Below are 22,408 nucleotides of genomic sequence, written 5' to 3' on the forward strand. Positions count from 1 at the left end.
TATCAACCAATAGACTTTCAAATGATAAATAAAATATTAGACAGAGTAGGCTCTAGTGGCGTTTGGCTAGCGGCACGGCCTGCCTCCCTGCATTAAGGTCACTTGCATCGGCATTAGGACTAGGCTTCTTCTCTCACTTCGAAGGAATAGCTGTAAATACGCTTTTACCTATTTTTGCATCTTTGGAACTATTGGTAAACTTATACAACTGGCACAAAAATAAAAACCATACCAGAGCTGTCTTCAGCATTCTAGGGCCTGTAGCAGTGCTATTAACGCTTTATCCTCTTTGGCTATATGATTGGAGCACATACCTATTTTACTTTGGTATTTGCTTAATGGTCGTTATGTCGGTTTTGGATATCGTAAAACCAGTAAGGGAGCAAACATGCAACGTATGGCTAATTGCCGTCGTTGAAACGATTAACGGTCAATGTCTGCTTTTCGCTCTTTGCCGAAGTTCAACTAAGTGCCAGAAGCAGCCCTTCAAGGCGTTAACCTGAAACTTTGTGGGTGGCTTCTTCGGCTTAACAAACAATACAGTATGTGCTATTTTTCTTATTAGAATTTAATATATTTTTAAAAAGTATTTTGTAAACAATAATTTAAAAATTATTGGCTAGTTGACAAGCAACCCGCAGAGTAGAAAAATGGAATTTGAAGTATCAACAATAATCACCTTAATATTATCATTAGCCTTCGCAATATTTATAGGACGTAAAATCCACCCATTTTTCTACCCTGACAGAAACGGATTGAGTGATTCGTTTAAAGCTGGAGTGAGGTTAGAAACAAAGTTTGATAACTATGATGGAAGACGCGAGGATGTATTCGAATCAACAAAAGGTGGAGGTTTCCTCGTCATTGTTATGTTTGCATTTTTTGGCTCATTCTTGGGACTTCAATATGCACTGATAAAAGCAACAGAGTTTTTATCTTAAATAAAATAAGGGAGAAATTTTACATCTAAATTCCGCTTTTTGCCGAAGTACAGTTCTGTGCCATGAGCAGACATTGAAGATTCTTAATATGTGAAGTCAAGATTTGACCCCCATTCGCTACGAAATACGGCAATATGAGCTTTAGTCGTTCTGCTTGCTATAACGGTATATTTTTTAAGTAAAATATAGGAAGATAATAAGCAGAGAAATAAATTTGGATGATTTATACATAGATGGAACTAGAAAACGAGATCCCCTCCCCAAAAATTGCAAATGCTCCATTGTCGGCAGTATCCGCTTTAACTGGTGAAGTTATATCGCCATTAAAGCGATTACTGCATATGGACGAAGACGATTGGGAAGATTTTACTTGCGAACTAGCAACTTATTGGAAAACACAGTATTTGCGAGTCAATCGGGTTGGAGGAGCTGGTGATATGGGGCGTGATGTTATTGCTTACACTCCAGATGGAAGTTGGGAAAATTTTCAGTGTAAATATTACAGCTCATCATTGAATTTGACAGATATTCTTTTAGAAATAGGTAAGCTTTGTCACCACTCACATCAAGGGCATTTTTCTATGCCTGCAAAATATTACTTTGTTGCTAAAAGTGGCTTAAATGGCATTAGCCTTAATGCCCTTAAAGATTCTAAAAAGCTGAAAGCAGAACTCATTTCTGGTTGGGATAAAAAGTGTAAAGACAAAATCACTACGACAAAGAGTGTAAGCCTAGAAGGTGATTTTCTTAAATTTGTTGAGCATGATGTTGATTTTACAATATTTGATCAAATCCCACAGTTGAGGCTTATCGAATTACATAAAAATCATACTCCTTATTACATAAGAAGATTTGGAGCATTAGAGTTTGATCGACCAGCCCCTGCAACACCTCCAAATGATATTCAAAGTAATGAATTGAAATATATTGAGGAGTTATTAAAGGCAATTGAGTCTATAGAATCTCAGGTGAGTTCTGTTGATAATTTAGAAGCCTTTCCTGAGTTTTTGATGGAACTAAAAAGTGCGCGTAAAAACTTCTATTCAGCAGAAAGCTTAGAAAAATTTTCCAGAGACTCAATGCCTCCTGATACATACGAAAATTTGCTTGAAGACTGTTATGAAGCAATTTCTAGCCTCGTCCTGATGGTTCACAACAATGGCTGGGATAAATATTTGGCTATCTCGAATCACGTAACACAAGTTTCATTTTCATCGCATCCATTAAATCTATACATGAGTATTCGTGACAAGAAAGGCGCTTGCCACCAATTGGTGAATAAAGGATCTTTAAAATGGAACAAGTAAAACTTAAAGTCCCTCAGATATTTAATAGTGATGTTGAATTGGCAACTAGAGCCGCACTGATACTTTCGAGTATGGAAGGGAAGAAATTCGACATAGATGAATTGGTCTTATTAGATTACGCGCTACTGTATTCAAGCGAATTTAATGGGCCATCAAACCTTCATCCTGCTGTCCCAAATCATTTGGCAGAAATTGCACAACGGAGAGAGTTGCTACCTAAGTCGCTTTTGTTTTTTATTAAAAAAGGGCTAATTGATGTTCACTATGATGAAAATGGAAAATCTTTTTGTGCGAATGAAAATACAAGTAGCTTTGTTAGCTGCTTAAATTCAAGTTATTTCATCAAAATTTGGGAACGATTAAGTTGGTTGTCTGAGCATTACAATTGGATTATCCAGATACCAATAATGGAGTTAAGAAAAGGAGTATCGAGTTCGGCATGATTATTAAAAGAATATCCGTAACAGGAAAAGGCAAACCTAAGGCTGAACTTTGCTTTGATAAAGGACTCAATGTTGTTGCTGGTGCATCTGATACTGGTAAGTCATATGTCATCAAGTGTTTTCAGTATATTTTTGGTGGTGAAGAGCCTCCTAAAAATATTGACGAAGCTAAAGGCTACAATACCATTGAAGCAGAAATTCAAGTTAACGAAAATGAAAGCTTTATTCTTCGAAGGGAGGTATCGACTGCTAAGCCTAAAGTTACTCTAATTGAAGTTGAGCCAGATAGTACAGAGTCAGAAACAATTGTTTTAAACCCAAGCCACAAAGGAAAAAATAATCTATCGGCACATATACTCGGAAAATTGGGCTTAAACGACAAAGTATTAGTAAAAGGTGTACAGAGTTTAAAAACCTCTTCTTTGACATTGCGCGTACTGAGTAAATTATTTTTGGTCGATGAAGGACGGATAATTACCGAATCTTCACCTTTGGGTGAAGGCCAGCGAGAGTATACTCAAGAAACATCACTACTTAAAACTTTACTCACTGGTGTAGATGATTCAGAAGTTAAAGAGTTGAAACAACAAAAAGATACAGAAGGAGTTGTAGAATCGCGTGTCAAAGCTTTGGAGGAATATGTTGCCAAGAAATTTACTAACCATGAAGAAGTAAAGTCCATAACAGAAAAGTTAGACTCAGAACTGAATGAGTTAGAGGAATCGTTATCTAAGGCTCAAGACGAACTAACCGCTCTGGTTGCAGCCAATAGTGAACTTGATTCTAATAGAAACAAGTTCAGGGGTGAGCTTAGTAAATTACGTGAAGCAGAAAAAGAAAACCTTCTACTACAGGGGAGGTTTAGCCTTTTAATTGAGAAATATAACTCTGACTTGGAAAGGTTAGAGGCAGGAAGTGAAGCAGCTTCTTTTGTTGAGCTATACGAGATGGCCAATTGCCCTACTTGCGGACAAGAGTTTGAACAAGAAAAAGATGTAAAAGAGCTAAAGCAATTAGTGCAAAGCACCAAGGCGGAAATTAATAAAAATAAATTTCAAGTTAAAGGGTTAACTGATTCAATCGAGGATTTAAAGCATGAGTATCAAATGCTTGCAAAAGAGATAGATCAAAAAGAAGCAGCAGTTAAAGAGCTATCGGAAATTATCGAAGGGAATATATCTTCGAAATTTAAGGATTATAACGTAGCTATTCGGCTACTAAATAGTAAAAAGAATGAATTTTTGAAACAAAGAGCCATAGTGGATTCTCGTGAAAGCTTATTGAAAGAAATAGGTGAATTGCGTGTCCAGCTTGAAAACAGAACTGCAAAATACGTACTTCCTGATTTTAGTGCCGAGTTAACAGCCTTGTGTAAGAACATTAGTGCAATCTTACAGCGTTGGTCATTTCCCGGACATGAAAACGTTACTTTTGATATGAAAACTAGGGATTTGGTAATTAGTGGCAAGCCAAGGTCCCATTTTGGTAAAGGATACCGAGCAATTTCGTATGCAGCTTTTTCACTAGGCTTAATGGAATACTTGTCTAAGTTTGAACGCCATCCAAATTTTGTAATTCTGGATTCTCCTTTGACCACTTATCGAGCGGGTGACAATGATGAGAATGATGATGAGGTTCAACTACAAAAAGATATGATTTTTGCTTTCTACATTGATCTTTGTGATTCGTTTAAAGATAAGCAAATAATCGTGTTTGAGAACCAAGAGCCAGATGAAGATTTGAAACGAAAGATGACTTACTACCACTTTTCTAAGAACAAGGAAATTGGTCGGTATGGATTCTTTCCAGTAGCATAATTTAAGGATCGTAAATCCGCTGTATCCACACAATCAATGTGTTTTACGATTCAAAGCGAAATCCAACCATAGCTCATTTTGTCCAAAAACGAGTTTACCCGACCGTCTGCTTCTCGCTCTGTAGTGGTCTACTGATTTTGGCCACAGTTTTATCAAGCGTATTTAAGTTTTAGTACATGGTATTTTATTAACATAAGCAATTATTAAATAAGTATTTTTAACTTCAACAAAAAACTGTGGAAATACCGAAAACTATCGCTTTTGAATACCTATTTTTTAACCAGGCTTGAGAGCGTCCAAAATGCTTTCACCTATTCTTGAATTAATATTTCGCATTGTTCGTAATAGTGTAAATAAGCAATATTATGACTAAATTTCTGCCGTAATAGTGCTTATTTACATTATTGTGAATGAGCAATATTCCTGCTTTCAACTACGACCTTGAGGTGGGGGGATATCGAAATATTATCTACCATGCTTGATAAACAAACTCATATCTTGGTGTCGTCTTAGTTGCTTAGGCTTTTGGTGTCGTTGTAGTTACTTTGGCGTTTGGTGTCGTCGCAGTTGCTTTAGTGTTGTCTCAGTTGCTTTGGTGTCGTCGTAGTTACTTTGGTGTCGTCGCAGTTACTTTGGTGTTGTCTCAGTTGCTTTGGTGTCGTCGCAGTTGCTTTGGTGTTGTCGCAGTTGCTTTGGTGTTGTCTCAGTTGCTTTGGTGTCGTCGTAGTTACTTTGGTGTCGTCGCAGTTACTTTGGTGTTGTCGCAGTTGCTTTGGTGTCGTCGCAGTTGCTTTGGTGTCGTCGTAGTTACTTTGGTGTTGTCGCAGTTACTTTGGTGTTGTCGCAGTTACTTTGGTGTTGTCGCAGTTACTTTGGTGTTGTCGCAGTTGCTTTGGTGTCGTCGCAGTTGCTTTGGTGTCGTCGCAGTTGCTTTGGTGTCGTCGCAGTTGCTTTGGCGTTTTGGCGTTTTGGCGTTTTGGCGTTTTGGCGGTTAGTTGATTATTTATACACAATCTTTGAAATAATAAAAATAACAGTGAAACCTATTTTTCAACTACGACTATGCTGTGGGGAAAAATCGAAGCTCAATAACATGGGTTCTACCTTAGCGGATATAACCCATGTTTGAGTTTGAAAACTGTGTGACTCTTTTAGCCAAACTGTGTTACTTTAAGTTACCTGCTATAAATGAGCAGTCACACAACTAGTCACACACTCAAGGTAAATTGTTGATTATTGTAAAATAATAGAATCCCGCCTTACATATCACAGTTAATGCATTTACTGTTTATGAGTAAAGCCACTATCTAACCTCATTGCATATTGCTAGCATAAAATTACAGCCGTGAATTATGCACTTTATTCTCTATCGCTTCATTGATCTCAAACAATAAAAATAATGACAGGCAATTGGCGCCACCATTATCTTTACAACCAAACAATAGATACTATAATGTCTATTAACCTACAAAATATAGATTTTTAGCTACAGTAATGTCCAAATTAATTCGAGTGAGTTTATTATCAATTATTTATTGTTAAGCGAAGGTGATGTGCAGCTAGCTTTTGCTGAGCATCTAAAAGAACGTCGCAAAAAAGAAAAAATGTCACGTGAAGCGCTAGCGAAAAAAAGCACAGTACCTGCTTCTACAATAAAAAAGTTTGAAGTGACAGGACTTATTTCATTCAGGCAGCTATTACTTTTATGGCAAACACTCGACGACTTAACTCGTTTATATGAATTAACAAAAGCGCCAACTCAAGGTAAAAATGCGCCAACGTCTATTGCTCAGGTATTAAACAATGGCCTTTAAACCCATAGAAAAGCTAGAAGTAAAACGTACACTGTCAGACTCAACAGAGTTAATGGTTGGTGTACTTGCTCAAAATAGACAAGGTGTTTACTTTCAGTTCGATCAAGGCTATTTAGACACATATGGTAATCTATCGCCATTCTCACTCGCCTTCAATAGAGATGTTCAGTTAGCACCCAAAAGCCCACATAATGGATTGCATGGGGTCTTTTCTGATTGTTTACCTGATGGGTGGGGGTTACTACTACAGGACCGTGTATTCAGACAAAATAATATAATGCCAAACTTTGTTACCGCAATGGACCGCTTATCTTTTGTTGGCCATTCGGCTATGGGCGCATTATCGTTTACACCTGAAACTCATTATGATGGCACAAATGACGATGAAGCTGATCTTGCTACATTAGGTCAACAAGCCCAAGCAATATTTGACGGACAAACAGAAGAAGTACTTTCTGCGTTAGTGGCTGCTGGTAGCTCCGGCGGTGCACGCCCTAAAGCCCAAATTTATTTTCCTGACAATAATATACAAGAATGTAGAACAAAGCCTAAAACAGGTGATGATGCTTGGTTAATAAAATTCACATCCAAAAACCTTGCTTTAGGACATGAGGAAGGGTTATGTGAAGCTGTGTATTTGGATTTAGCTGAACAAGCAGGATTAAACCCTCCTCAGAGATTACTGGTACCCGCCCCAGAAGGGACCGGTGCAACGCAATGGCTCGCCCTAAAACGATTCGACAGGTTTAAGGGTGATAAAATGGGCTGCAAACATATGCATAGTGCATGTGGCTTGCTAGATGCTGATTTTCGCACACCTACATTAGATTATGAGGATTTAATTAAAGCGAGCCGTGTTTTATGTAAATCACCTGCTGCAGGGCAATTACAATTTCGTCGGGCTATGTTTAATTTATTTAGCTGTAACCAAGACGACCACAGTAAAAACTGGGCTTTTTTACAAGAAGATTCTGGTGAGTGGGATTTAGCGCCTTTTTATGATGTCACTTTTAGTCCTCACCCTTTTAATGAGCATGCTACTTCGTTTGCTGGATTTGGAAAAAAACCGCCACTAAAAGCGATTCAAACGCTTGCCTCTGCCGCCGGTTATGCAAATTGGAAGCAGGTACAAGTTATCATATCTGAGATAGCAGAGATTATTTTCAACTTTAAAGACACTGCTAAAGCGCTAAACGTGAATAAGCAAACGATTAGTTTAATAGAGCAACAGCTTGATAATACGTACGCCATAAATAAGCATTTAACTGGTCGCTAATAGTATTAAGCTATCTATAAAACCTCGGCGTTTACTTTACTAGCGCCGAGGTTTTAATTTTTAACAGCGATGCTATAACCTAAACACCAACCACGGCTTTTTTAAACGGATTGCGGGTATCTTGGTTTTCATCTAGATTGCGCATTAAAATGGCGTGTTCTAAATCAATACTTTCTGGCAGTGGTATTTTTACAACGTGGCCTGACCCTTTTGCATCAGTAATTTCCTCGCCTTTATTGTTCTTCATGGCTTGTAGCGTGAAGTTAAAATTACCTAATGGGGTCATTAATTCCAGTGAATGCCCCACACAAAACTTATTTTTTACGTCAATCTGCACTAACCCATCTTCATCTCGGCCAAGCACTTCTCCAACAAACTGTTGTTTATCAGAAACTGAATGACCGTATTCGTAGTTTTGATAATCTTGATGGGCGTGGCGCTTTAAAAAGCCTTCCGTGTAACCACGGTGCGCGAGGCTTTCAAGTGTTTTAAATAAGTCTGCGTCAAACGGCTTACCTGCAACCGCATCGTCAATTGCTTTACGATAAACCTGTGCAGTGCGAGCTACGTAATAAAATGACTTAGTACGCCCTTCTATTTTTAAACTGTGTACGCCCATTTTTGTTAATTGTTCAACGTATTGCACGGCGCGCAGGTCTTTGGAATTCATGATGTAAGTGCCGTGCTCATCCTCAAACGCGGGCATGTATTCACCTGGGCGGCCTTGTTCTTCAAGCATAAATACATCATTGCTTGGTGCGCCTTCACCCAGTGTTGGTATTACCGTTTTGGGATCTATTTTGTGCACCATTTCACCGGTTTCGTTTTCAGTACCGGGTTTAACGTCGTATTCCCAACGGCATGCATTGGTGCAAGTACCTTGGTTAGGATCGCGTTTATTAATGTAACCTGAGAGCAAGCAACGCCCAGAATACGCCATACATAATGCACCATGCACAAATACCTCAAGCTCGGTTTCAGGGCACAGCGTGCGAATTTCGCTTATTTCTTCAAGTGATAACTCGCGCGATAAAATAACCCGCTCAATACCTTGTTTAGCCCAAAACTTCACGCTTGCATAGTTTACCGCATTGGCTTGCACTGATAAATGAATGGGCATGTCAGGCCATTTTTCACGTACCAACATTATTAATCCTGGATCAGACATGATCAAGGCATCTGGCCCCATCGCAATAACAGGTTCAATATCACGTAAATACGATTTAACTTTGGCGTTATGCGGTGCAATATTTGATACCACATAAAACTTTTTATTTAATCCATGGGCTTCATCAATCCCAACTTTAAGGGTATCAAGATCAAACTCATTGTTGCGCACTCTTAGGCTATAACGTGGTTGGCCTGCATAAACAGCATCTGCGCCATAGGCAAATGCGTAGCGCATATTTTTTAGACTACCAGCTGGTGAAAGTAATTCTGGTACAAACGTATTTGAAGAGGATATTGACGACATGTGCGCTCCATACATCGAACCGGGGTCAAGCCGGTTGCATGAATAATTTAATAGAGCGCAATAGTATAAATAGCTAGTGAGAAGGAATGTTGATCTTGATCACAAAACCTCAACTGAGCTATTCATTGCCTGAAATTAATAGCTCAGTTGACTCAATGATAATTTGTTTATCATCCACCATAAACTCAATATAAAATATATGACTACTCTCAAATTCTGGCGGCTGGTTTAATACTAAAGAAAAATAACGCGGCGCACTGATTGGTAATTCACCTTGTAGCTGTTTAAGTGTCAGTGATTCACCATAGTCAAAGTCGCCGGTATCAATACTTTGGGCTGAAAACACCTCGTTTAAGCTCATCCCGGCGGTTAACTCTGCATTATAATCAGCCGTAGAATAAATATTAAACTCAGAGAGTGTATTGATTGAGCCTAAAATAACCGGCAGTACAACACAGCCTGTACTGTATTTTTTATTTGGCTCAAATTCATTACCCTGCGCATAAACAGGGTCGCCATTTGATTCAAAATTAAACACAAGATCATCAAATGCAACGGCTGTGTTTTCTTGAGACACGTCGCCGTCTACCGATAAATCTATTGTGTTAACATCCACACCGATTGCTGCTGGCGGACACGGTAGCTCCCCTTCTTTGTCTGAACCGCACGCGCTGATAAAAACGCCTAACAAACAGATAAACAAAAACTTTTCCATACTTTTTAAATCCCTTAAAATGTTGAATAACAACATTAGTTAAGTTCGTCAAAAATAACAACCATCGTTTTTAAGTACTCATTATTGAAAGAATTTTTGCCTTATTTTATTTGTTCATTAAATTGCCACACACACACTATTTAATAAAATTAGGAATTTTTCCATAAAGCGCGTATAATTCGCGCCCGTTAATATTCACACTTTTACTTAAAAATTATTGGAGCATAAAGATGGCTTTAGAGCGTACTTTCTCAATCGTAAAACCTGATGCAGTAGCTAAAAACCACATTGGCGCTATCTACAACCGTTTCGAAACTGCTGGCCTTAAAATCGTTGCAGCTAAAATGGTTCACCTTTCACAAGAGAAAGCTGAAGGTTTCTATGCTGAGCACAGCGAGCGTCCTTTCTTTGGTGCTTTAGTTTCTTTCATGACATCTGGCCCAGTAATGGTTACAGTTCTTGAAGGCGAAAACGCTGTTCTTAAAAACCGCGAAATCATGGGTGCTACTAACCCTGCTGAAGCACTAGCTGGTACTTTACGTGCAGACTACGCTGATAGCATCGACGAAAACGCTGTTCACGGTTCTGACGCTGTTGAATCTGCTGCTCGCGAAATCGCGTACTTCTTCGCTGACGAAGAGCTTTGCCCACGTACTCGTTAATTCGAACGCGTTAAGCAAAATAAAAAGGGCTTTCGGGCCCTTTTTTAGTGATTAGCTAAGCAATTAACAATGTTTACCTAATGACTAAACTGGTCGAATTGTGTACAATTCATCCCCGTAAATTTTATCACCACCGTCACTGATTGAGGTTGTTTCATGACCGAGCAAAAAAAGATTAACTTATTAGATTTAAACCGAGATGCAATGCGCGAGTTATTTGTGTCATTCGGTGAAAAGCCATTTCGTGGCGATCAGGTGATGAAATGGATTTATCATTTTGGCGTTGATAACTTTGACGACATGAGCAACGTAAATAAAAAGCTAAAAGAAAAGCTAAAAAACGAATGTGAAATCGTTGCACCAGAAATTTCAGTACGCCAACAAGCAAGCGACGGAACCATTAAGTACGCTTTAGTACTTGAAGGCGGTCAAGAAGTTGAAGCTGTGTGGATCCCAGAAAAAGAGCGTGCAACATTATGTGTATCATCACAAGTTGGCTGCGCTCTTGAATGTACTTTTTGCTCAACAGCACAACAAGGCTTTAACCGTAATTTAAAAGTATCTGAAATTATTGGTCAAGTATGGCGCGTAGCCAAAGATATCGGCCTTGATGGCAACAGTGAAAAACGCCCAATCACTAACGTTGTCATGATGGGCATGGGTGAGCCACTACTTAACGTTAAAAATGTAGTGCCTGCGATGGAACTGATGATGGACGATTGGGGTTTTGGTTTATCTAAACGCCGCGTAACGTTAAGCACTTCAGGCGTAGTACCTGCACTTGATTTATTAAAAGAAAAAATCGACGTTGCTTTAGCAATTTCATTGCATGCGCCAGATAACGCACTGCGTGACATTTTAGTACCAATTAATAAAAAGTACCCAATTGAAGAGTTTTTAGCGGCATGTCGTCGTTACATTGATGGCTCTAAAGCCAACAAAGACGTCACTATTGAATACGTTATGCTCAATGGCGTGAACGACAGCACCGATCAAGCGCACGCACTAGTTAAAACGCTTAAGGGCACACCATCTAAAGTAAACTTAATTCCATTCAACCCTTTCCCGGGCAATGAATACACCCGTTCAAGCAACAGTCGAATAGACCGTTTTTCTAAGGTGTTACAAGCTGGCGGTATTACGTGTATTGTACGCCGTACTCGAGGGGACGATATCGATGCTGCTTGTGGTCAATTAGCGGGTGATGTGGTTGACCGTACTAAGCGTATGGCAAAGAAGAAAATGCGTGATGAGAACGCAATTTCGGTCAATATCCAGCAAGCTTAAGCGAACTAACCTCTAAAGTACTTGTGTTTAAGCATTAAAATTTGAAAAAGTTGATGCAACACAAGTGCTTTTCGGTAAGATAGGCTGATATGGATAATAATAAGAGATAAGGTAATGCGATCTTTACTTGCTTTAGCGGCCAGTGTCATTGCGCTTAGTGGCTGTGTGACTGAAAACAGTTACGAAGGCAATGATAAACCCGTTGTCGAGAACACCATCAATAATACTGGCGCTGCGCGCACACGTATCGCACTTGCATTAGAATACCTCAACACTGGCAACAGCTCTCAGGCCAAGTATAACTTAGAACGCGCAGCCTCATTTGCGCCAAACTTGCCCGAAGTACATTACTCGTTTGCTTATTATTATCAACAGGTCGGTGAAGACAGCTTAGCAGATGACGCCTATCAAAAAGCGCTAAAAATTAATCCCAATGATCCAAATACTCGTAATAACTACGGGGTGTTTTTATGTGGTATAAATGAATACGATCGCGCAACTGAACAATTTATAAAAGCCATTGAAATCCCAAGTTATATCCGCGTTGCAGAAAGTTATGAAAACCTAGCGTTATGTGCAATTGAATTCAATGACTTTGAACAAGCTGAAAAGTACTTTCTTTCTGCAATCAAGCACAGCTCGATGCGCGCATCCTCAATTATTAGCTTGTCTGCGCTGTATTACGCAAAAAGTGATTTACATAAAGCACAAGAATTACTCACTAGGTTTGAAAAATCAGGCCAAGTCTCGCCGCGCTCATTACTATTGAATTATTTAATTGATCAACGAATGGGCCATATTGAAAAAGCAGAGGCCACCGCTGCAACCATATTACAAACCTACCCTGTGTCAAATGAAGCCGTTTTAATTCGCGAACAACGCTTAAAACAAAGTGAATTTGAAATTCTACGATTTAAATACCGCCAAGCAAAACTTGATGAGTTTAAGTCTGAAAATTCAACAGTTATGGTGAACGCAAACCCGAAAATGCGTATTGTAAAAAAGAAAAAGGCGCCTCAATTTGCAGCAGCAAAAGTAGAGCTTGCAACTGAGCCGACACAAACAACGCAAAAAGACTCATCTACTCGCAAAGCAGAATTAGAAACCGCTTCAGTTACTAATACACAATCAAATAGTGAAGAATCACAAATACAGCAAACAAATGAAGCAATTCTGATCCCTGCAAATATTAATATCGATAACACGCCAATTGATACTAAAGCGGTAATGGGTGCATTAACCACTGTAGCAACCACAGCCACGTTGACTACTCAAGCTAGCGAGCCTGTACTTGCAAAAACAAACTCCAATGCACAAGCTGTTTTTTCTGCGCTATCGGTGGCTGATTTAAATAATGAAAATCCAGCGCCAACTCCAAGCACTGATGGCTTTTTTACTTCAAAGGTCGAAACATTAGGAGTGTCTGCTGCAACACCTACAAAACCAAATGTACCTGAGTCAACGCGGAGCACAAACGAGCCAAAGGATGGGGTTAAAATTGTGTCATTTGGTGCACCAAAAACCGAACAAATGCTAAGTGCACAAACGGATGTCAAGGCAACGCAACCGAGGCAAAATGATGCTCAATCAGTAGGTGAGCAAGTTGAGTTTTATCAACCAGTAAAAAATGCAGCTGTGTTTGCATCACGAAATAACCGCCAAGCTACAGTGCAATTTAATACTATTGACCCGATTGACGAAGCACCGCTGTTAAACTCACGGTTATCACCTCCAGCTATTCCTTTTCATATTTTACAGGCTGGTGAAAACCTATTTAGCATTTCAGTACGATACAATGTTAGACTACAAAAATTACTCCAATGGAATGGGTTAAGAGAATCTGATCGACTGGTCAATGGAACTAAAATTTACCTTAATGACCCCAATATTTTTTATAAAATAAACGCAGGCGATACTTTGTATAGTATTGCCACAGAGCGTCGCTTGTTAATTGATCAGTTAATGCGATGGAATAAATTAAGCCCAGATATTGCTCTCAAACCTGGGCATAGACTCTTACTAGTGGATCCCGAATCATACGCATTATGAATGATGAAAATACAGAATCAACTCAACCAAGCTTAGGCCAAACATTAAAAACAGGCCGTGAAGCGGCAGGTGTAAGCCTTGAACAATTGGCTGAAAAATTAAAACTATCGGTGTTGCAATTACAGCATTTAGAAAATGACGAACACCATTTACTCGGCCCTGCAACTTTTGTAAAAGGGTATGCAAAATGTTATTGCCGCGAGTTTAATTTAGACAGCGTAGCCGTAATGGCATTATTTCCTGAAAGTCAGGAAACCATAAAAAAATCGAATATGCAGAGCTTCTCAAAGCGCACCGAAAAAGAAGCACATGACAGTCGATTAATGCTTGTTAGTTATATTATTTTAGCGATAGCAATTGGCTCATCAGCGTTGTGGTGGTGGCAAAATTCAACCCCATTAAACCAACAAACCGTAACTAAGCCATTGATTGATTTGAGCGTAAACGACATTACGCAACCAGAGCCTCAACAAGTTAACACTGACGAAGCAGAATCAATTCAACCTGAGCTTGAATACAAAGCCCCTGAACAGCCAACACAAGTGCTTGAAGAGCCAGTTACTGAGCCTGCGCAACAAGAACAAAATGGCTTAAGTACGGTTGTAATGTTGTTTAACGAAGATAGCTGGGTAGAAATACACGACGGTGAAGGCGAAAAAGTCGCTTTTGGCGTAAAAAAAGCAGGCTATGAAATGACCGTAACAGGCACGCCTCCTTTTTCAGTGGTATTAGGAAAACACCAAGTAGTTGAAATTACACTCAATGGTGAAGCCATCGATATTTCGAATTTTCCTAAGAATCGTTTAGCCAAATTTAATTTACCATTAGCAGAGTAGTCGCTATGTTCTCAGAATCTCCAATCAAACGCAGAAAATCAACCCGTATTAATGTCGGAAATGTCCCTATTGGTGATGGCGCACCTATTGCTGTGCAGTCAATGACCAACACAGATACCATGGATATTGATGCCACCGTAGCTCAAATTCAAGCGATTCAGGATGCGGGAGCCGATATTGTTCGTGTATCCGTGCCAACCATGGCTGCCGCTGAAGCATTTAAAAGCATTAAAGAGCAGGTGACTATTCCACTTGTGACCGATATTCACTTTGATTACCGCATCGCTTTAAAAGTAGCGCAGTATGGCGCTGATTGTTTGCGTATCAATCCGGGTAATATAGGCAGCGAAGAGCGTATTCGCGCTGTGGTTGATTCTGCACGTGAGCATAATATTCCGATTCGTATTGGGGTAAATGGCGGCTCTCTTGAGCGTGATTTGCAAGAGAAATACGGCGAACCTACGCCTGAAGCATTACTTGAATCAGCCATGCGCCATGTTGAAATTTTACAACGTTTAGACTTTGATCAATTCAAAATTTCTGTAAAAGCGTCCGATGTATTTTTAGCCGTTGGCGCATATCGCCTGCTTGCTAAAGAAATCGACCAACCATTACATTTAGGTATCACTGAAGCTGGCGGCATGCGCTCAGGTTCAGTTAAATCGGCTGTTGGTTTGGGTATGTTACTCGCAGAAGGCATTGGCGACACACTACGCGTATCACTAGCAGCAGACCCTGTACAAGAAATTAAAGTCGGCTTTGATATTTTAAAATCATTGCGTATCCGCTCTCGTGGTATTAACTTTATTGCCTGCCCAAGCTGTTCGCGCCAAGAGTTTGATGTTGTAAGCACCATGAACCAACTTGAAGAACGTCTTGAAGATATTATAGAACCCGTTTCGGTGTCAGTCATTGGTTGTGTAGTTAACGGCCCAGGTGAAGCTCTCGTTAGCGACATTGGTTTAGCCGGCGCTAATCGTCGTTCTGGTTTATATATCAATGGCGAGCGCCAAAAAGCGCGAATCGATAATAATAATATTGTCGATCAACTTGAAGGCTATGTGCGTGATTTTATCGCGCAGAAAGAGCAAGAGACCCCAATCGACGTTAAAATCGTCGAATAAAGTTAATATAGTCGGCAAACTGGGTGGTTTGCCGCACGCATGCCAGCTATAATGGCGGGTCAATTTTTAGCATTTTTGTTGTGGCAGTTCTCTGCACAAATACAGTTTTTAGGATTTATCAGTGGCAAAACAAATTCAGGCAATACGTGGAATGAACGATTGTCTGCCGGGCGACACCCAAGTTTGGCAGAAAGTAGAAAACATTTTACGCGAGACGGTCGCATCGTTCGGTTATCAAGAAATTCGTTTTCCAATTGTAGAATCAACCGATCTTTTCAAACGCTCTATTGGTGAAGTAACCGATATCGTAGAAAAAGAAATGTACACTTTTGCAGATAACAACGGCGATAGCTTAACGCTTCGCCCAGAAGGTACTGCAGTGTGCGTACGTGCTGGTAACCAAAACGGATTACTGTATAACCAAGAGCAGCGCTTATGGTATATGGGCCCTATGTTTAGACACGAACGTCCTCAAAAAGGCCGTTATCGTCAATTTCACCAGTTTGGTCTAGAAACATTCGGTATTGCAACACCCGATATCGACGCAGAAGTTATCTTGCTTACTGCGCAGCTATGGAAACAATTTGGTATCAGTGACCATGTCCGCTTAGAACTTAACTCACTGGGTTCAAATGAAGCCCGTGCACAGTACCGTGATGCGCTAATTAGCTATTTAGAACAGCATGTTGACGTATTAGATGAAGATTCTAAACGTCGTATGCACTCAAACCCATTGCGAGTTTTAGACAGCAAAAACCCTGATGTTCAAGCCATCTTAGTCGATGCACCAAAACTGTCAGATCATTTAGATGCTGAATCAAAAGAACATTTTGCAAGTTTATGTGAACGTTTAGACGCTGCAGGCGTCATATACACGGTAAATGAAAGACTCGTTCGTGGTTTAGATTACTACAACCGAACTGTATTTGAGTGGGTCACTGACAGCTTAGGCGCACAAGGCACTGTTTGTGCTGGCGGCCGTTATGATGGCTTAGTAGAGCAACTAGGTGGTAAAGCATCACCTGCCGTTGGCTTTGCTATGGGCCTTGAGCGTTTGGTATTACTGTTACAAGCATTAGAATGTGTAGGTGGCATACGCCGCAACGCTGATGTATATTTGGCAGCAATGGGTGATAAGGCAAGTATCCAAGCACCGCTAATTGCAGCTCAACTACGTGCTGATGTACCAGGACTTAGAGTCATGGTTCACGCTGGCGGTGGTAATTTAAAAAAGCAGCTTAAACGCGCAGATAAAAGTGATGCAGTTGTGGCACTTATTATCGGTGAAGACGAATTAGAACAAGGCGTAGTGACTGTTAAATATTTACGTGAACGTAAAGAACAAGTCACCTTAGAATTAGAACAAGTTAAAACGCTTTTAGCTGAGCTAGTACAAAGCTAAAACATTAGAGGTAATAATGGATATTTATTCAACAGAAGAACAACAAGCAGAAGCAATTAAACGATTTTTCCGCGAAAATGGCGTATCACTTGCGCTAGGTATTGTTATCGGTTTAGGCGGTTTATACGGCTGGAAAGCATATAACCAACACCAAATTACAACAGCAGAAAGTGCATCTGATGCTTACACTACATTAGTTGAAAGTGGTGAAGTATTAGGCGCAGCCGATACATTTATTGCTGAAAATAAAGACTCTAATTACAGCGTACTTGCGTCATTTGTTGCAGCAAAAGAAGCTGTAGAAAAAGGTCAACTTGACGTAGCAAGTGAAAAACTAACTTGGATTATGTCAAATGTTGATAATGCTGACTTAAAAGCAACAGCAATTACGCGTTTAGCGCGTGTACAAGTTGCTCAAAAGCAATACGATGATGCATTAGCTACATTAGACAAAACACAAAATGACGCATACAAAGCAGCTGTTGCTGAAATTAAAGGCGACATTTATTTAGCGCAAGGTAACGCTGAGCAAGCACGCGTTGCTTATCAAACAGCAGCTGATGCAGGTGGCCTTGAAAACAACCCATTATTGCAAATCAAACTTGATGACTTAGCAGTAACTAGCCCAGCGGCATAAGGGGTTACCATGAAAAAGTTAACAGCGGCAAGTATTGCTTTATGTATGGCGACCCTTGTTGGTTGCTCATCAAGTGATGACGAAGAAGAACTAGTATTGCCTGAAATCGTTAATCAATTTGAAACTAACGTTGTATGGCAAGAAAGCATTGGTGATGGGGTAGAACATTACTTTTCACGCTTAACACCGGCTATTTATAAAGATCACGTTTTTGTAGCCAGTCGTGATGGTGATATAGAAGCACTATCCGTTGAAACTGGCGATACGCTCTGGGAAACAGACGTACGTGAGAATTCTACATTTTGGCCATGGGAAAGTGATATCAGTGCCAAGTTATCTGGTGGTATACTACAAGCCTACGGTAAATTATTTGTTGGCTCAGAGCATGGGTTTTTAATTGCCCTTGATCGTGAAACTGGTGAAGTAGTATGGCGTAAAAATGTACCTGGTGAAGTACTTGCTTCTCCTGCTGCCGGTGATGGATTAATTTTTGTTAATTTAGGTTCGGGCAAACTACTTGCGCTTCATCCAGATACTGGCGAAGAGCGTTGGAGTCACGAGCAAGAAGTACCACCACTGACACTTCGCGGTCAAAGCTCACCGACTGTGGCTAATGGCGGTGTACTGGTTGGGCTTGAAACTGGAAAGCTAAGCGTACTTATTTCTGAAAGTGGTTATTCTGCATGGAGTGCTGAAATAGCAACGGCTAAAGGTGCATCTGAGTTTGAACGTCTTGTTGATGTTGACACTCGCCCACTTATTAGCGGCCCATATGCCTATGCTATCGCCTATAATGGTAACTTAGCAGCGGTTGATATTCGCTCTGGTAATGTTGTGTGGAAACGTGAATACAGCAGCTATCGTGAAATAGCGATGGACGCTTTGACCATCTACGTTGTTGATAGCGATGGTGTTGTATACGCATTAGATAAAACCTCTGGCATTGAACGCTGGAGTCAACCAGCTCTTCGTGGTTGGTATTTAACAGGGCCTGCGGTAGCAGGAAATTATTTAGCATTAGGTGACCAAGAAGGTAACTTACACTGGCTAAATAAAGAATCAGGCGAGCTTGTATCGCGCGAAGACTTCGACAGCTCAGGCTTTTTTATTGAGCCAATTGTTGCAGACGACAAACTGATTTTATACACCCGAGATGGTGAAGTTAGTGCGGTAACCATACCTAACTAACATACTAATCTACATGTATTTTTATAAGGCTTCGCACTGCGAAGCCTTTTGTTGTTTTTTAAAGAGGTAGTTTATGCTTCCCGTGATCGCTCTAGTTGGGCGACCCAATGTGGGCAAATCCACATTATTTAACCGTTTAACACGTACTCGTGATGCACTCGTTGCCGATTTTCCAGGCTTAACACGAGATAGAAAATATGGCCAAGCTAACTATGATGGCTATGAATTTATCGTGGTAGACACGGGCGGTATTGATGGTTCTGAAGAAGGTATTGAAATCGAAATGGCCGATCAGTCGCTACTAGCGATTGAAGAAGCGGATATCGTATTGTTCTTAGTTGATGCCCGTGTGGGTATGACGGTTGCCGATCAAGCCATTGCGAATCACTTGCGCAAGCAAGAAAAGAAAAGTTTTGTTGTTGCCAATAAAACCGATGGTATTGATGCTGATTCAAATTGTGCAGAATTTTACCAATTATCTTTAGGTGAAGTGCACCATATTGCAGCAGCTCATGGCCGTGGTATTACACTACTGCTAGAACATACTTTACAGCCTGTAATCGCTCAGCTCAGTGCAGAAAACGATGATGGTGAAGACAACGATGACGAACTCATTGATTTATATTCTGAAGAAGACGGTGAAGCAGAGCAACAAGCGTTTGCTGATAAACCGGTCAAATTAGCAATCATTGGTCGTCCAAATGTAGGTAAGTCAACACTCACAAACCGTATACTCGGTGAAGAGCGTGTAATCGTTTACGATATGCCAGGCACAACTCGTGACTCGGTTTATATCCCAATGACACGCAACGACAAAGAGTACATATTAATTGATACCGCCGGTGTGCGTAAGCGCAAAAAAGTAAGCGATGTCGTTGAAAAGTTCTCTGTGATCAAAACGCTTCAAGCTATTGAAGATTCTAACGTCGTACTTGTGGTTGTTGATGCACGCGAAGGTATTTCAGATCAAGACTTGAGCTTACTTGGTTTTGCATTGAACTCTGGTCGTTCATTAGTTATTGCAGTGAACAAATGGGATGGCCTAGACACCTACGTAAAAGATCGTATCAAATCAGAGCTTGATCGTCGTTTAGGTTTTATTGACTTTGCTCGTATCCACTTTATCTCAGCGTTACACGGTACGGGTGTTGGTCATTTATTTGAATCAATTGATGAAGCGTACGAGTCAGCAACTAAGCGTATTAGTACTGCCATGCTACGCCGAATTATGGATATGGCACAAGCAGACCACCAGCCGCCACTTGTACGTGGTCGTCGTGTGAAGCTTAAGTATGCCCATGCCGGTGGTTATAACCCGCCACGAATCGTCATTCACGGTAACCAAGTTCACGATTTACCTGATAGCTATAAACGTTACTTGATGAACTACTACCGTAAAGCGTTAAAAATTATGGGCACGCCAATCAAAATTGAATTTAGAGAAGGCGACAACCCATTTGCAGGGCGTACAAACAAAGTAACGCTTTCGCAAAAACGTAAGATACGCGCGTTTAGTAAAGAAAATCGTAACAAATAGTAGCGCTTTTCATGCGCAATTTAAAAACCTTGCTAGGTAAACTCGCAAGGTTTTTTTATGATTAAAATTAATAGTTTAGTATTTTATTTTTCGCAAATACGCTAAAACTGTGCTTTATTTAAAAGATAAATGAACACCAGTGAGCTGTATATGGAATTAATGAGCCAAGTTATCTATGTTGATGACGTTGAAGAAACCTTAGACTTTTATTACCAAGCATTTGGCTTTGTTACTTTTTCATTAAGTGAAAATGCTGAATATGGTGAGCTCTCTACGGGCAATATAAAAATAGCATTTGCAGCGCATCCCTACGCGCAAGCGCATTTTAAACAAGGGTATATTCGCGCGCATCCAAAGCAACCTGCGCTGGGCTTTGAACTTAGATTTAGCTGCACAAACCTTATTGAAAGTTACGATAAAGCAGTACTTGCAGGTGCCGAACCACTTTGTCCTCCAAGTTTAAGAGAAACGCAGCATTATGCGTATGTTAGGGCAATAGAGGGAACGTTAATTTGTCTATACCAAGCCTGAACTGTCACCCTTCATCGAAATACCATGAAAGCTTAACCAAGTAGACATATTAGAAACACCGTTTTGTCATCAACTTTAGTTAATTTATACCCAACTAAATAAGGAGATGACAATGAACACATTACTACTGACTTTATTACTACTTAGCCCTGCTGACATCGCATTAGATAAACAGATAAAGCAACAAACCGCGCACACTTTAAAAGCACTGAACACAACTCACGAATTGCAACTAAAAGCCGAAATATCAGCGACGCTAAAAAATGCAGAGCCACTATTTGCTATCAAGGTTGATAAACAAACATTGGCAAAAGTACAAACAGAACAACAGCCGCTAACACAAGAGTAAATGGCTGTTTAATTCTGTCATATCAAGCATGACACTATATGGACAAATCGCTTCGTTAATTAGCCACTTTTAGCTAATAAACGCGTTAAGCTCTCGGGAACAAATTTCCGCTGAGCGGTGATCGCATAAAACAGTTCATAAGCATCGGTTAAGCGCTGATACTGCGATAAGATATTTTGCTCTATCTCATCTTTAATTACGACTGGCGGAAGTACCGAAAAAGCGCCACTATCACGCACCAATAATCGTAACATTGCCATATCATCTGCTTCAGCTTTGATCTCAGGTTTGTACTGCCACTGAGCACACAGCGCATTAAATGAATCTCTAATTGCCGATGTTTTACTAGGTAATACCCATTGTGCATTTTCATAACCCACAGGAAAGTCACTCATTACCTTTTTGTTGGCGGGACCGACAATCGCTAAAGGTTGACGTGAAACGAGTTGGCTTTGCCACAGTTGATCGTAATGCTCTGTTCCAACAGGTTTATTTGTTAACACAAGATCTAACTCATGCTCTGCTAGGCCATTTAATAAACCATCCATACGCCGTGCAGTGAGTGAAAAACTAATTTCAGGGTCGTTCAAAAGCGGGTTTATAAATTCTTCAATAAAGTTACGCGAAAGAGTGTTGAGCACACCAATTGATAAATGCTGTTTTTGCGCAATAATTCCTTTAGTTAAAAAAGAAGAAAGCTCCTCCCCCGTATTAAAAATATCGTTTGCGTACTTTAACACGCGTTTGCCGGTATCAGTTAAACTAAGGCTGCGCCCTTTTCGCTCAAATAAACTAACGTTCATAGTTTGCTCGAGCTGCTTGATTTGGCTTGATAAGGCTGATTGAGATACATGCAATTCTTTTGCAACGTGGGTTAAGTTGCCCTGTAACGCAACACGCCAAAAATAATACAAATGATGATAATTAAGACGATTCATAATGGTTAACTAAAACAGAACGATTACTTAGATTATATCTATTTTTCTTTGGTTTACAACTTTGCCATACTGGCTCCATTA

General features: G+C 40.1%; 22 protein-coding genes. 19 read left to right on the plus strand and 3 right to left on the minus strand.

Annotation, left to right across the window (positions count from 1 at the left end; translation table 11 throughout):
* The first annotated feature begins 62 nt into the window (after positions 1-62).
* The 8 genes from ACHUE3_RS00760 (at position 63) to ACHUE3_RS00795 (ending at position 7,598) form a co-directional block, all read left to right on the plus strand.
* On the plus strand, positions 63-503 hold the full coding sequence (locus ACHUE3_RS00760; protein WP_394189199.1) for a MerC family mercury resistance protein: 441 nt from the start codon (positions 63-65) through the stop codon (positions 501-503).
* A 147-nt stretch (positions 504-650) separates the two neighbouring features.
* The gene (locus tag ACHUE3_RS00765) at positions 651-941 is read left to right on the plus strand and encodes a hypothetical protein (RefSeq protein ID WP_394189201.1); all 291 of its coding nucleotides are present in this window, start codon (positions 651-653) and stop codon (positions 939-941) included.
* Positions 942-1,174: 233 nt separating this feature from the next.
* Positions 1,175-2,248 (plus strand): ABC-three component system protein, encoded by a 1,074-nt coding sequence (locus ACHUE3_RS00770; RefSeq protein ID WP_394189203.1) that lies wholly within the window; start codon positions 1,175-1,177, stop codon positions 2,246-2,248.
* Positions 2,236-2,691, plus strand: coding sequence for an ABC-three component system middle component 2 (locus ACHUE3_RS00775; protein ID WP_128583087.1), 456 nt, complete (start codon positions 2,236-2,238; stop codon positions 2,689-2,691). The genes ACHUE3_RS00770 and ACHUE3_RS00775 overlap by 13 nt, the downstream gene beginning before the upstream one ends.
* The gene (locus ACHUE3_RS00780) at positions 2,688-4,508 is read left to right on the plus strand and encodes a hypothetical protein (RefSeq protein ID WP_394189205.1); all 1,821 of its coding nucleotides are present in this window, start codon (positions 2,688-2,690) and stop codon (positions 4,506-4,508) included. The genes ACHUE3_RS00775 and ACHUE3_RS00780 overlap by 4 nt, the downstream gene beginning before the upstream one ends.
* A 545-nt stretch (positions 4,509-5,053) precedes the next feature.
* Complete coding sequence (locus ACHUE3_RS00785; RefSeq protein WP_394189207.1) at positions 5,054-5,503, plus strand: hypothetical protein; 450 nt, start codon at positions 5,054-5,056, stop codon at positions 5,501-5,503.
* 528 nt (positions 5,504-6,031) lie between these two features.
* Complete coding sequence (locus ACHUE3_RS00790) at positions 6,032-6,322, plus strand: helix-turn-helix domain-containing protein (protein WP_394190246.1); 291 nt, start codon at positions 6,032-6,034, stop codon at positions 6,320-6,322.
* Entirely contained in the window at positions 6,312-7,598 is a 1,287-nt protein-coding gene (locus ACHUE3_RS00795; RefSeq protein WP_394189209.1) for a type II toxin-antitoxin system HipA family toxin, read from the plus strand. Before ACHUE3_RS00790 ends, ACHUE3_RS00795 begins: the two co-directional genes overlap by 11 nt.
* 79 nt (positions 7,599-7,677) lie before the next feature.
* On the opposite strand, the gene trhP is transcribed toward ACHUE3_RS00795, so the two are convergent.
* A complete protein-coding gene (trhP, locus tag ACHUE3_RS00800) occupies positions 7,678-9,072 on the minus strand; it encodes a prephenate-dependent tRNA uridine(34) hydroxylase TrhP (RefSeq protein ID WP_394189211.1) in 1,395 nt (464 codons plus the stop codon).
* A gap of 118 nt (positions 9,073-9,190) precedes the next feature.
* Complete coding sequence (locus ACHUE3_RS00805) at positions 9,191-9,787, minus strand: hypothetical protein (RefSeq protein WP_394189213.1); 597 nt, start codon at positions 9,785-9,787, stop codon at positions 9,191-9,193.
* 230 nt (positions 9,788-10,017) lie between these two features.
* Between ACHUE3_RS00805 and ndk the strand changes: the two genes are divergently transcribed.
* The 11 genes from ndk (at position 10,018) to ACHUE3_RS00860 (ending at position 21,389) form a co-directional block, all read left to right on the plus strand.
* Positions 10,018-10,449, plus strand: coding sequence for a nucleoside-diphosphate kinase (gene ndk, locus ACHUE3_RS00810; protein WP_008111339.1), 432 nt, complete (start codon positions 10,018-10,020; stop codon positions 10,447-10,449).
* Positions 10,450-10,605: 156 nt separating this feature from the next.
* On the plus strand, positions 10,606-11,736 hold the full coding sequence (gene rlmN, locus ACHUE3_RS00815; RefSeq protein ID WP_394189215.1) for a dual-specificity RNA methyltransferase RlmN: 1,131 nt from the start codon (positions 10,606-10,608) through the stop codon (positions 11,734-11,736).
* Between the two features lie 114 nt (positions 11,737-11,850).
* Positions 11,851-13,785 carry a type IV pilus biogenesis/stability protein PilW gene (gene pilW / locus ACHUE3_RS00820; protein WP_394189217.1) on the plus strand — a complete coding sequence of 645 codons (1,935 nt, stop codon included), beginning with the start codon at positions 11,851-11,853 and terminating at the stop codon, positions 13,783-13,785.
* Positions 13,782-14,621, plus strand: a complete 840-nt coding sequence (locus ACHUE3_RS00825; protein WP_394189219.1) for a RodZ domain-containing protein — start codon at positions 13,782-13,784, stop codon at positions 14,619-14,621. The genes pilW and ACHUE3_RS00825 overlap by 4 nt, the downstream gene beginning before the upstream one ends.
* A gap of 5 nt (positions 14,622-14,626) precedes the next feature.
* Positions 14,627-15,745, plus strand: a complete 1,119-nt coding sequence (gene ispG / locus ACHUE3_RS00830) for a flavodoxin-dependent (E)-4-hydroxy-3-methylbut-2-enyl-diphosphate synthase (RefSeq protein ID WP_394189221.1) — start codon at positions 14,627-14,629, stop codon at positions 15,743-15,745.
* A gap of 121 nt (positions 15,746-15,866) precedes the next feature.
* Positions 15,867-17,147: a histidine--tRNA ligase gene (hisS, locus tag ACHUE3_RS00835; RefSeq protein WP_394189223.1), complete on the plus strand. Its 1,281-nt coding sequence runs from the start codon at positions 15,867-15,869 to the stop codon at positions 17,145-17,147.
* A gap of 16 nt (positions 17,148-17,163) precedes the next feature.
* Positions 17,164-17,784: a YfgM family protein gene (locus tag ACHUE3_RS00840; RefSeq protein ID WP_394189225.1), complete on the plus strand. Its 621-nt coding sequence runs from the start codon at positions 17,164-17,166 to the stop codon at positions 17,782-17,784.
* 9 nt (positions 17,785-17,793) lie between these two features.
* Positions 17,794-18,972, plus strand: coding sequence for an outer membrane protein assembly factor BamB (gene bamB, locus ACHUE3_RS00845; protein ID WP_394189227.1), 1,179 nt, complete (start codon positions 17,794-17,796; stop codon positions 18,970-18,972).
* A gap of 73 nt (positions 18,973-19,045) precedes the next feature.
* A complete protein-coding gene (der, locus tag ACHUE3_RS00850; RefSeq protein WP_394189229.1) occupies positions 19,046-20,509 on the plus strand; it encodes a ribosome biogenesis GTPase Der in 1,464 nt (487 codons plus the stop codon).
* Between the two features lie 150 nt (positions 20,510-20,659).
* Positions 20,660-21,040, plus strand: coding sequence for a VOC family protein (locus ACHUE3_RS00855; RefSeq protein ID WP_394190248.1), 381 nt, complete (start codon positions 20,660-20,662; stop codon positions 21,038-21,040).
* Between the two features lie 112 nt (positions 21,041-21,152).
* Positions 21,153-21,389, plus strand: a complete 237-nt coding sequence (locus ACHUE3_RS00860) for a hypothetical protein (protein ID WP_394189231.1) — start codon at positions 21,153-21,155, stop codon at positions 21,387-21,389.
* A gap of 59 nt (positions 21,390-21,448) precedes the next feature.
* Here the strand turns inward: ACHUE3_RS00860 and ACHUE3_RS00865 are convergent, their stop codons facing one another.
* Positions 21,449-22,327: a LysR family transcriptional regulator gene (locus tag ACHUE3_RS00865; RefSeq protein WP_394189233.1), complete on the minus strand. Its 879-nt coding sequence runs from the start codon at positions 22,325-22,327 to the stop codon at positions 21,449-21,451.
* Positions 22,328-22,408: the final 81 nt, after the last annotated feature.

Source organism: Pseudoalteromonas atlantica (assembly GCF_043641955.1).
GTDB lineage: Bacteria > Pseudomonadota > Gammaproteobacteria > Enterobacterales > Alteromonadaceae > Pseudoalteromonas > Pseudoalteromonas atlantica_A.

Coding starts and splice junctions, on each gene's coding strand:
- ACHUE3_RS00765 (WP_394189201.1), top strand. CDS start 651: ATGGAATTTGAAGTATCAACAATAATCACCTTAATATTATCATTAGCC.
- ACHUE3_RS00770 (WP_394189203.1), top strand. CDS start 1,175: ATGGAACTAGAAAACGAGATCCCCTCCCCAAAAATTGCAAATGCTCCA.
- ACHUE3_RS00775 (WP_128583087.1), top strand. CDS start 2,236: ATGGAACAAGTAAAACTTAAAGTCCCTCAGATATTTAATAGTGATGTT.
- ACHUE3_RS00780 (WP_394189205.1), top strand. CDS start 2,688: ATGATTATTAAAAGAATATCCGTAACAGGAAAAGGCAAACCTAAGGCT.
- ACHUE3_RS00795 (WP_394189209.1), top strand. CDS start 6,312: ATGGCCTTTAAACCCATAGAAAAGCTAGAAGTAAAACGTACACTGTCA.
- trhP (WP_394189211.1), bottom strand. CDS start 9,072: ATGTCGTCAATATCCTCTTCAAATACGTTTGTACCAGAATTACTTTCA.
- ACHUE3_RS00805 (WP_394189213.1), bottom strand. CDS start 9,787: ATGGAAAAGTTTTTGTTTATCTGTTTGTTAGGCGTTTTTATCAGCGCG.
- ndk (WP_008111339.1), top strand. CDS start 10,018: ATGGCTTTAGAGCGTACTTTCTCAATCGTAAAACCTGATGCAGTAGCT.
- rlmN (WP_394189215.1), top strand. CDS start 10,606: ATGACCGAGCAAAAAAAGATTAACTTATTAGATTTAAACCGAGATGCA.
- pilW (WP_394189217.1), top strand. CDS start 11,851: ATGCGATCTTTACTTGCTTTAGCGGCCAGTGTCATTGCGCTTAGTGGC.
- ACHUE3_RS00825 (WP_394189219.1), top strand. CDS start 13,782: ATGAATGATGAAAATACAGAATCAACTCAACCAAGCTTAGGCCAAACA.
- ispG (WP_394189221.1), top strand. CDS start 14,627: ATGTTCTCAGAATCTCCAATCAAACGCAGAAAATCAACCCGTATTAAT.
- ACHUE3_RS00840 (WP_394189225.1), top strand. CDS start 17,164: ATGGATATTTATTCAACAGAAGAACAACAAGCAGAAGCAATTAAACGA.
- bamB (WP_394189227.1), top strand. CDS start 17,794: ATGAAAAAGTTAACAGCGGCAAGTATTGCTTTATGTATGGCGACCCTT.
- der (WP_394189229.1), top strand. CDS start 19,046: ATGCTTCCCGTGATCGCTCTAGTTGGGCGACCCAATGTGGGCAAATCC.
- ACHUE3_RS00855 (WP_394190248.1), top strand. CDS start 20,660: ATGGAATTAATGAGCCAAGTTATCTATGTTGATGACGTTGAAGAAACC.
- ACHUE3_RS00860 (WP_394189231.1), top strand. CDS start 21,153: ATGAACACATTACTACTGACTTTATTACTACTTAGCCCTGCTGACATC.
- ACHUE3_RS00865 (WP_394189233.1), bottom strand. CDS start 22,327: ATGAATCGTCTTAATTATCATCATTTGTATTATTTTTGGCGTGTTGCG.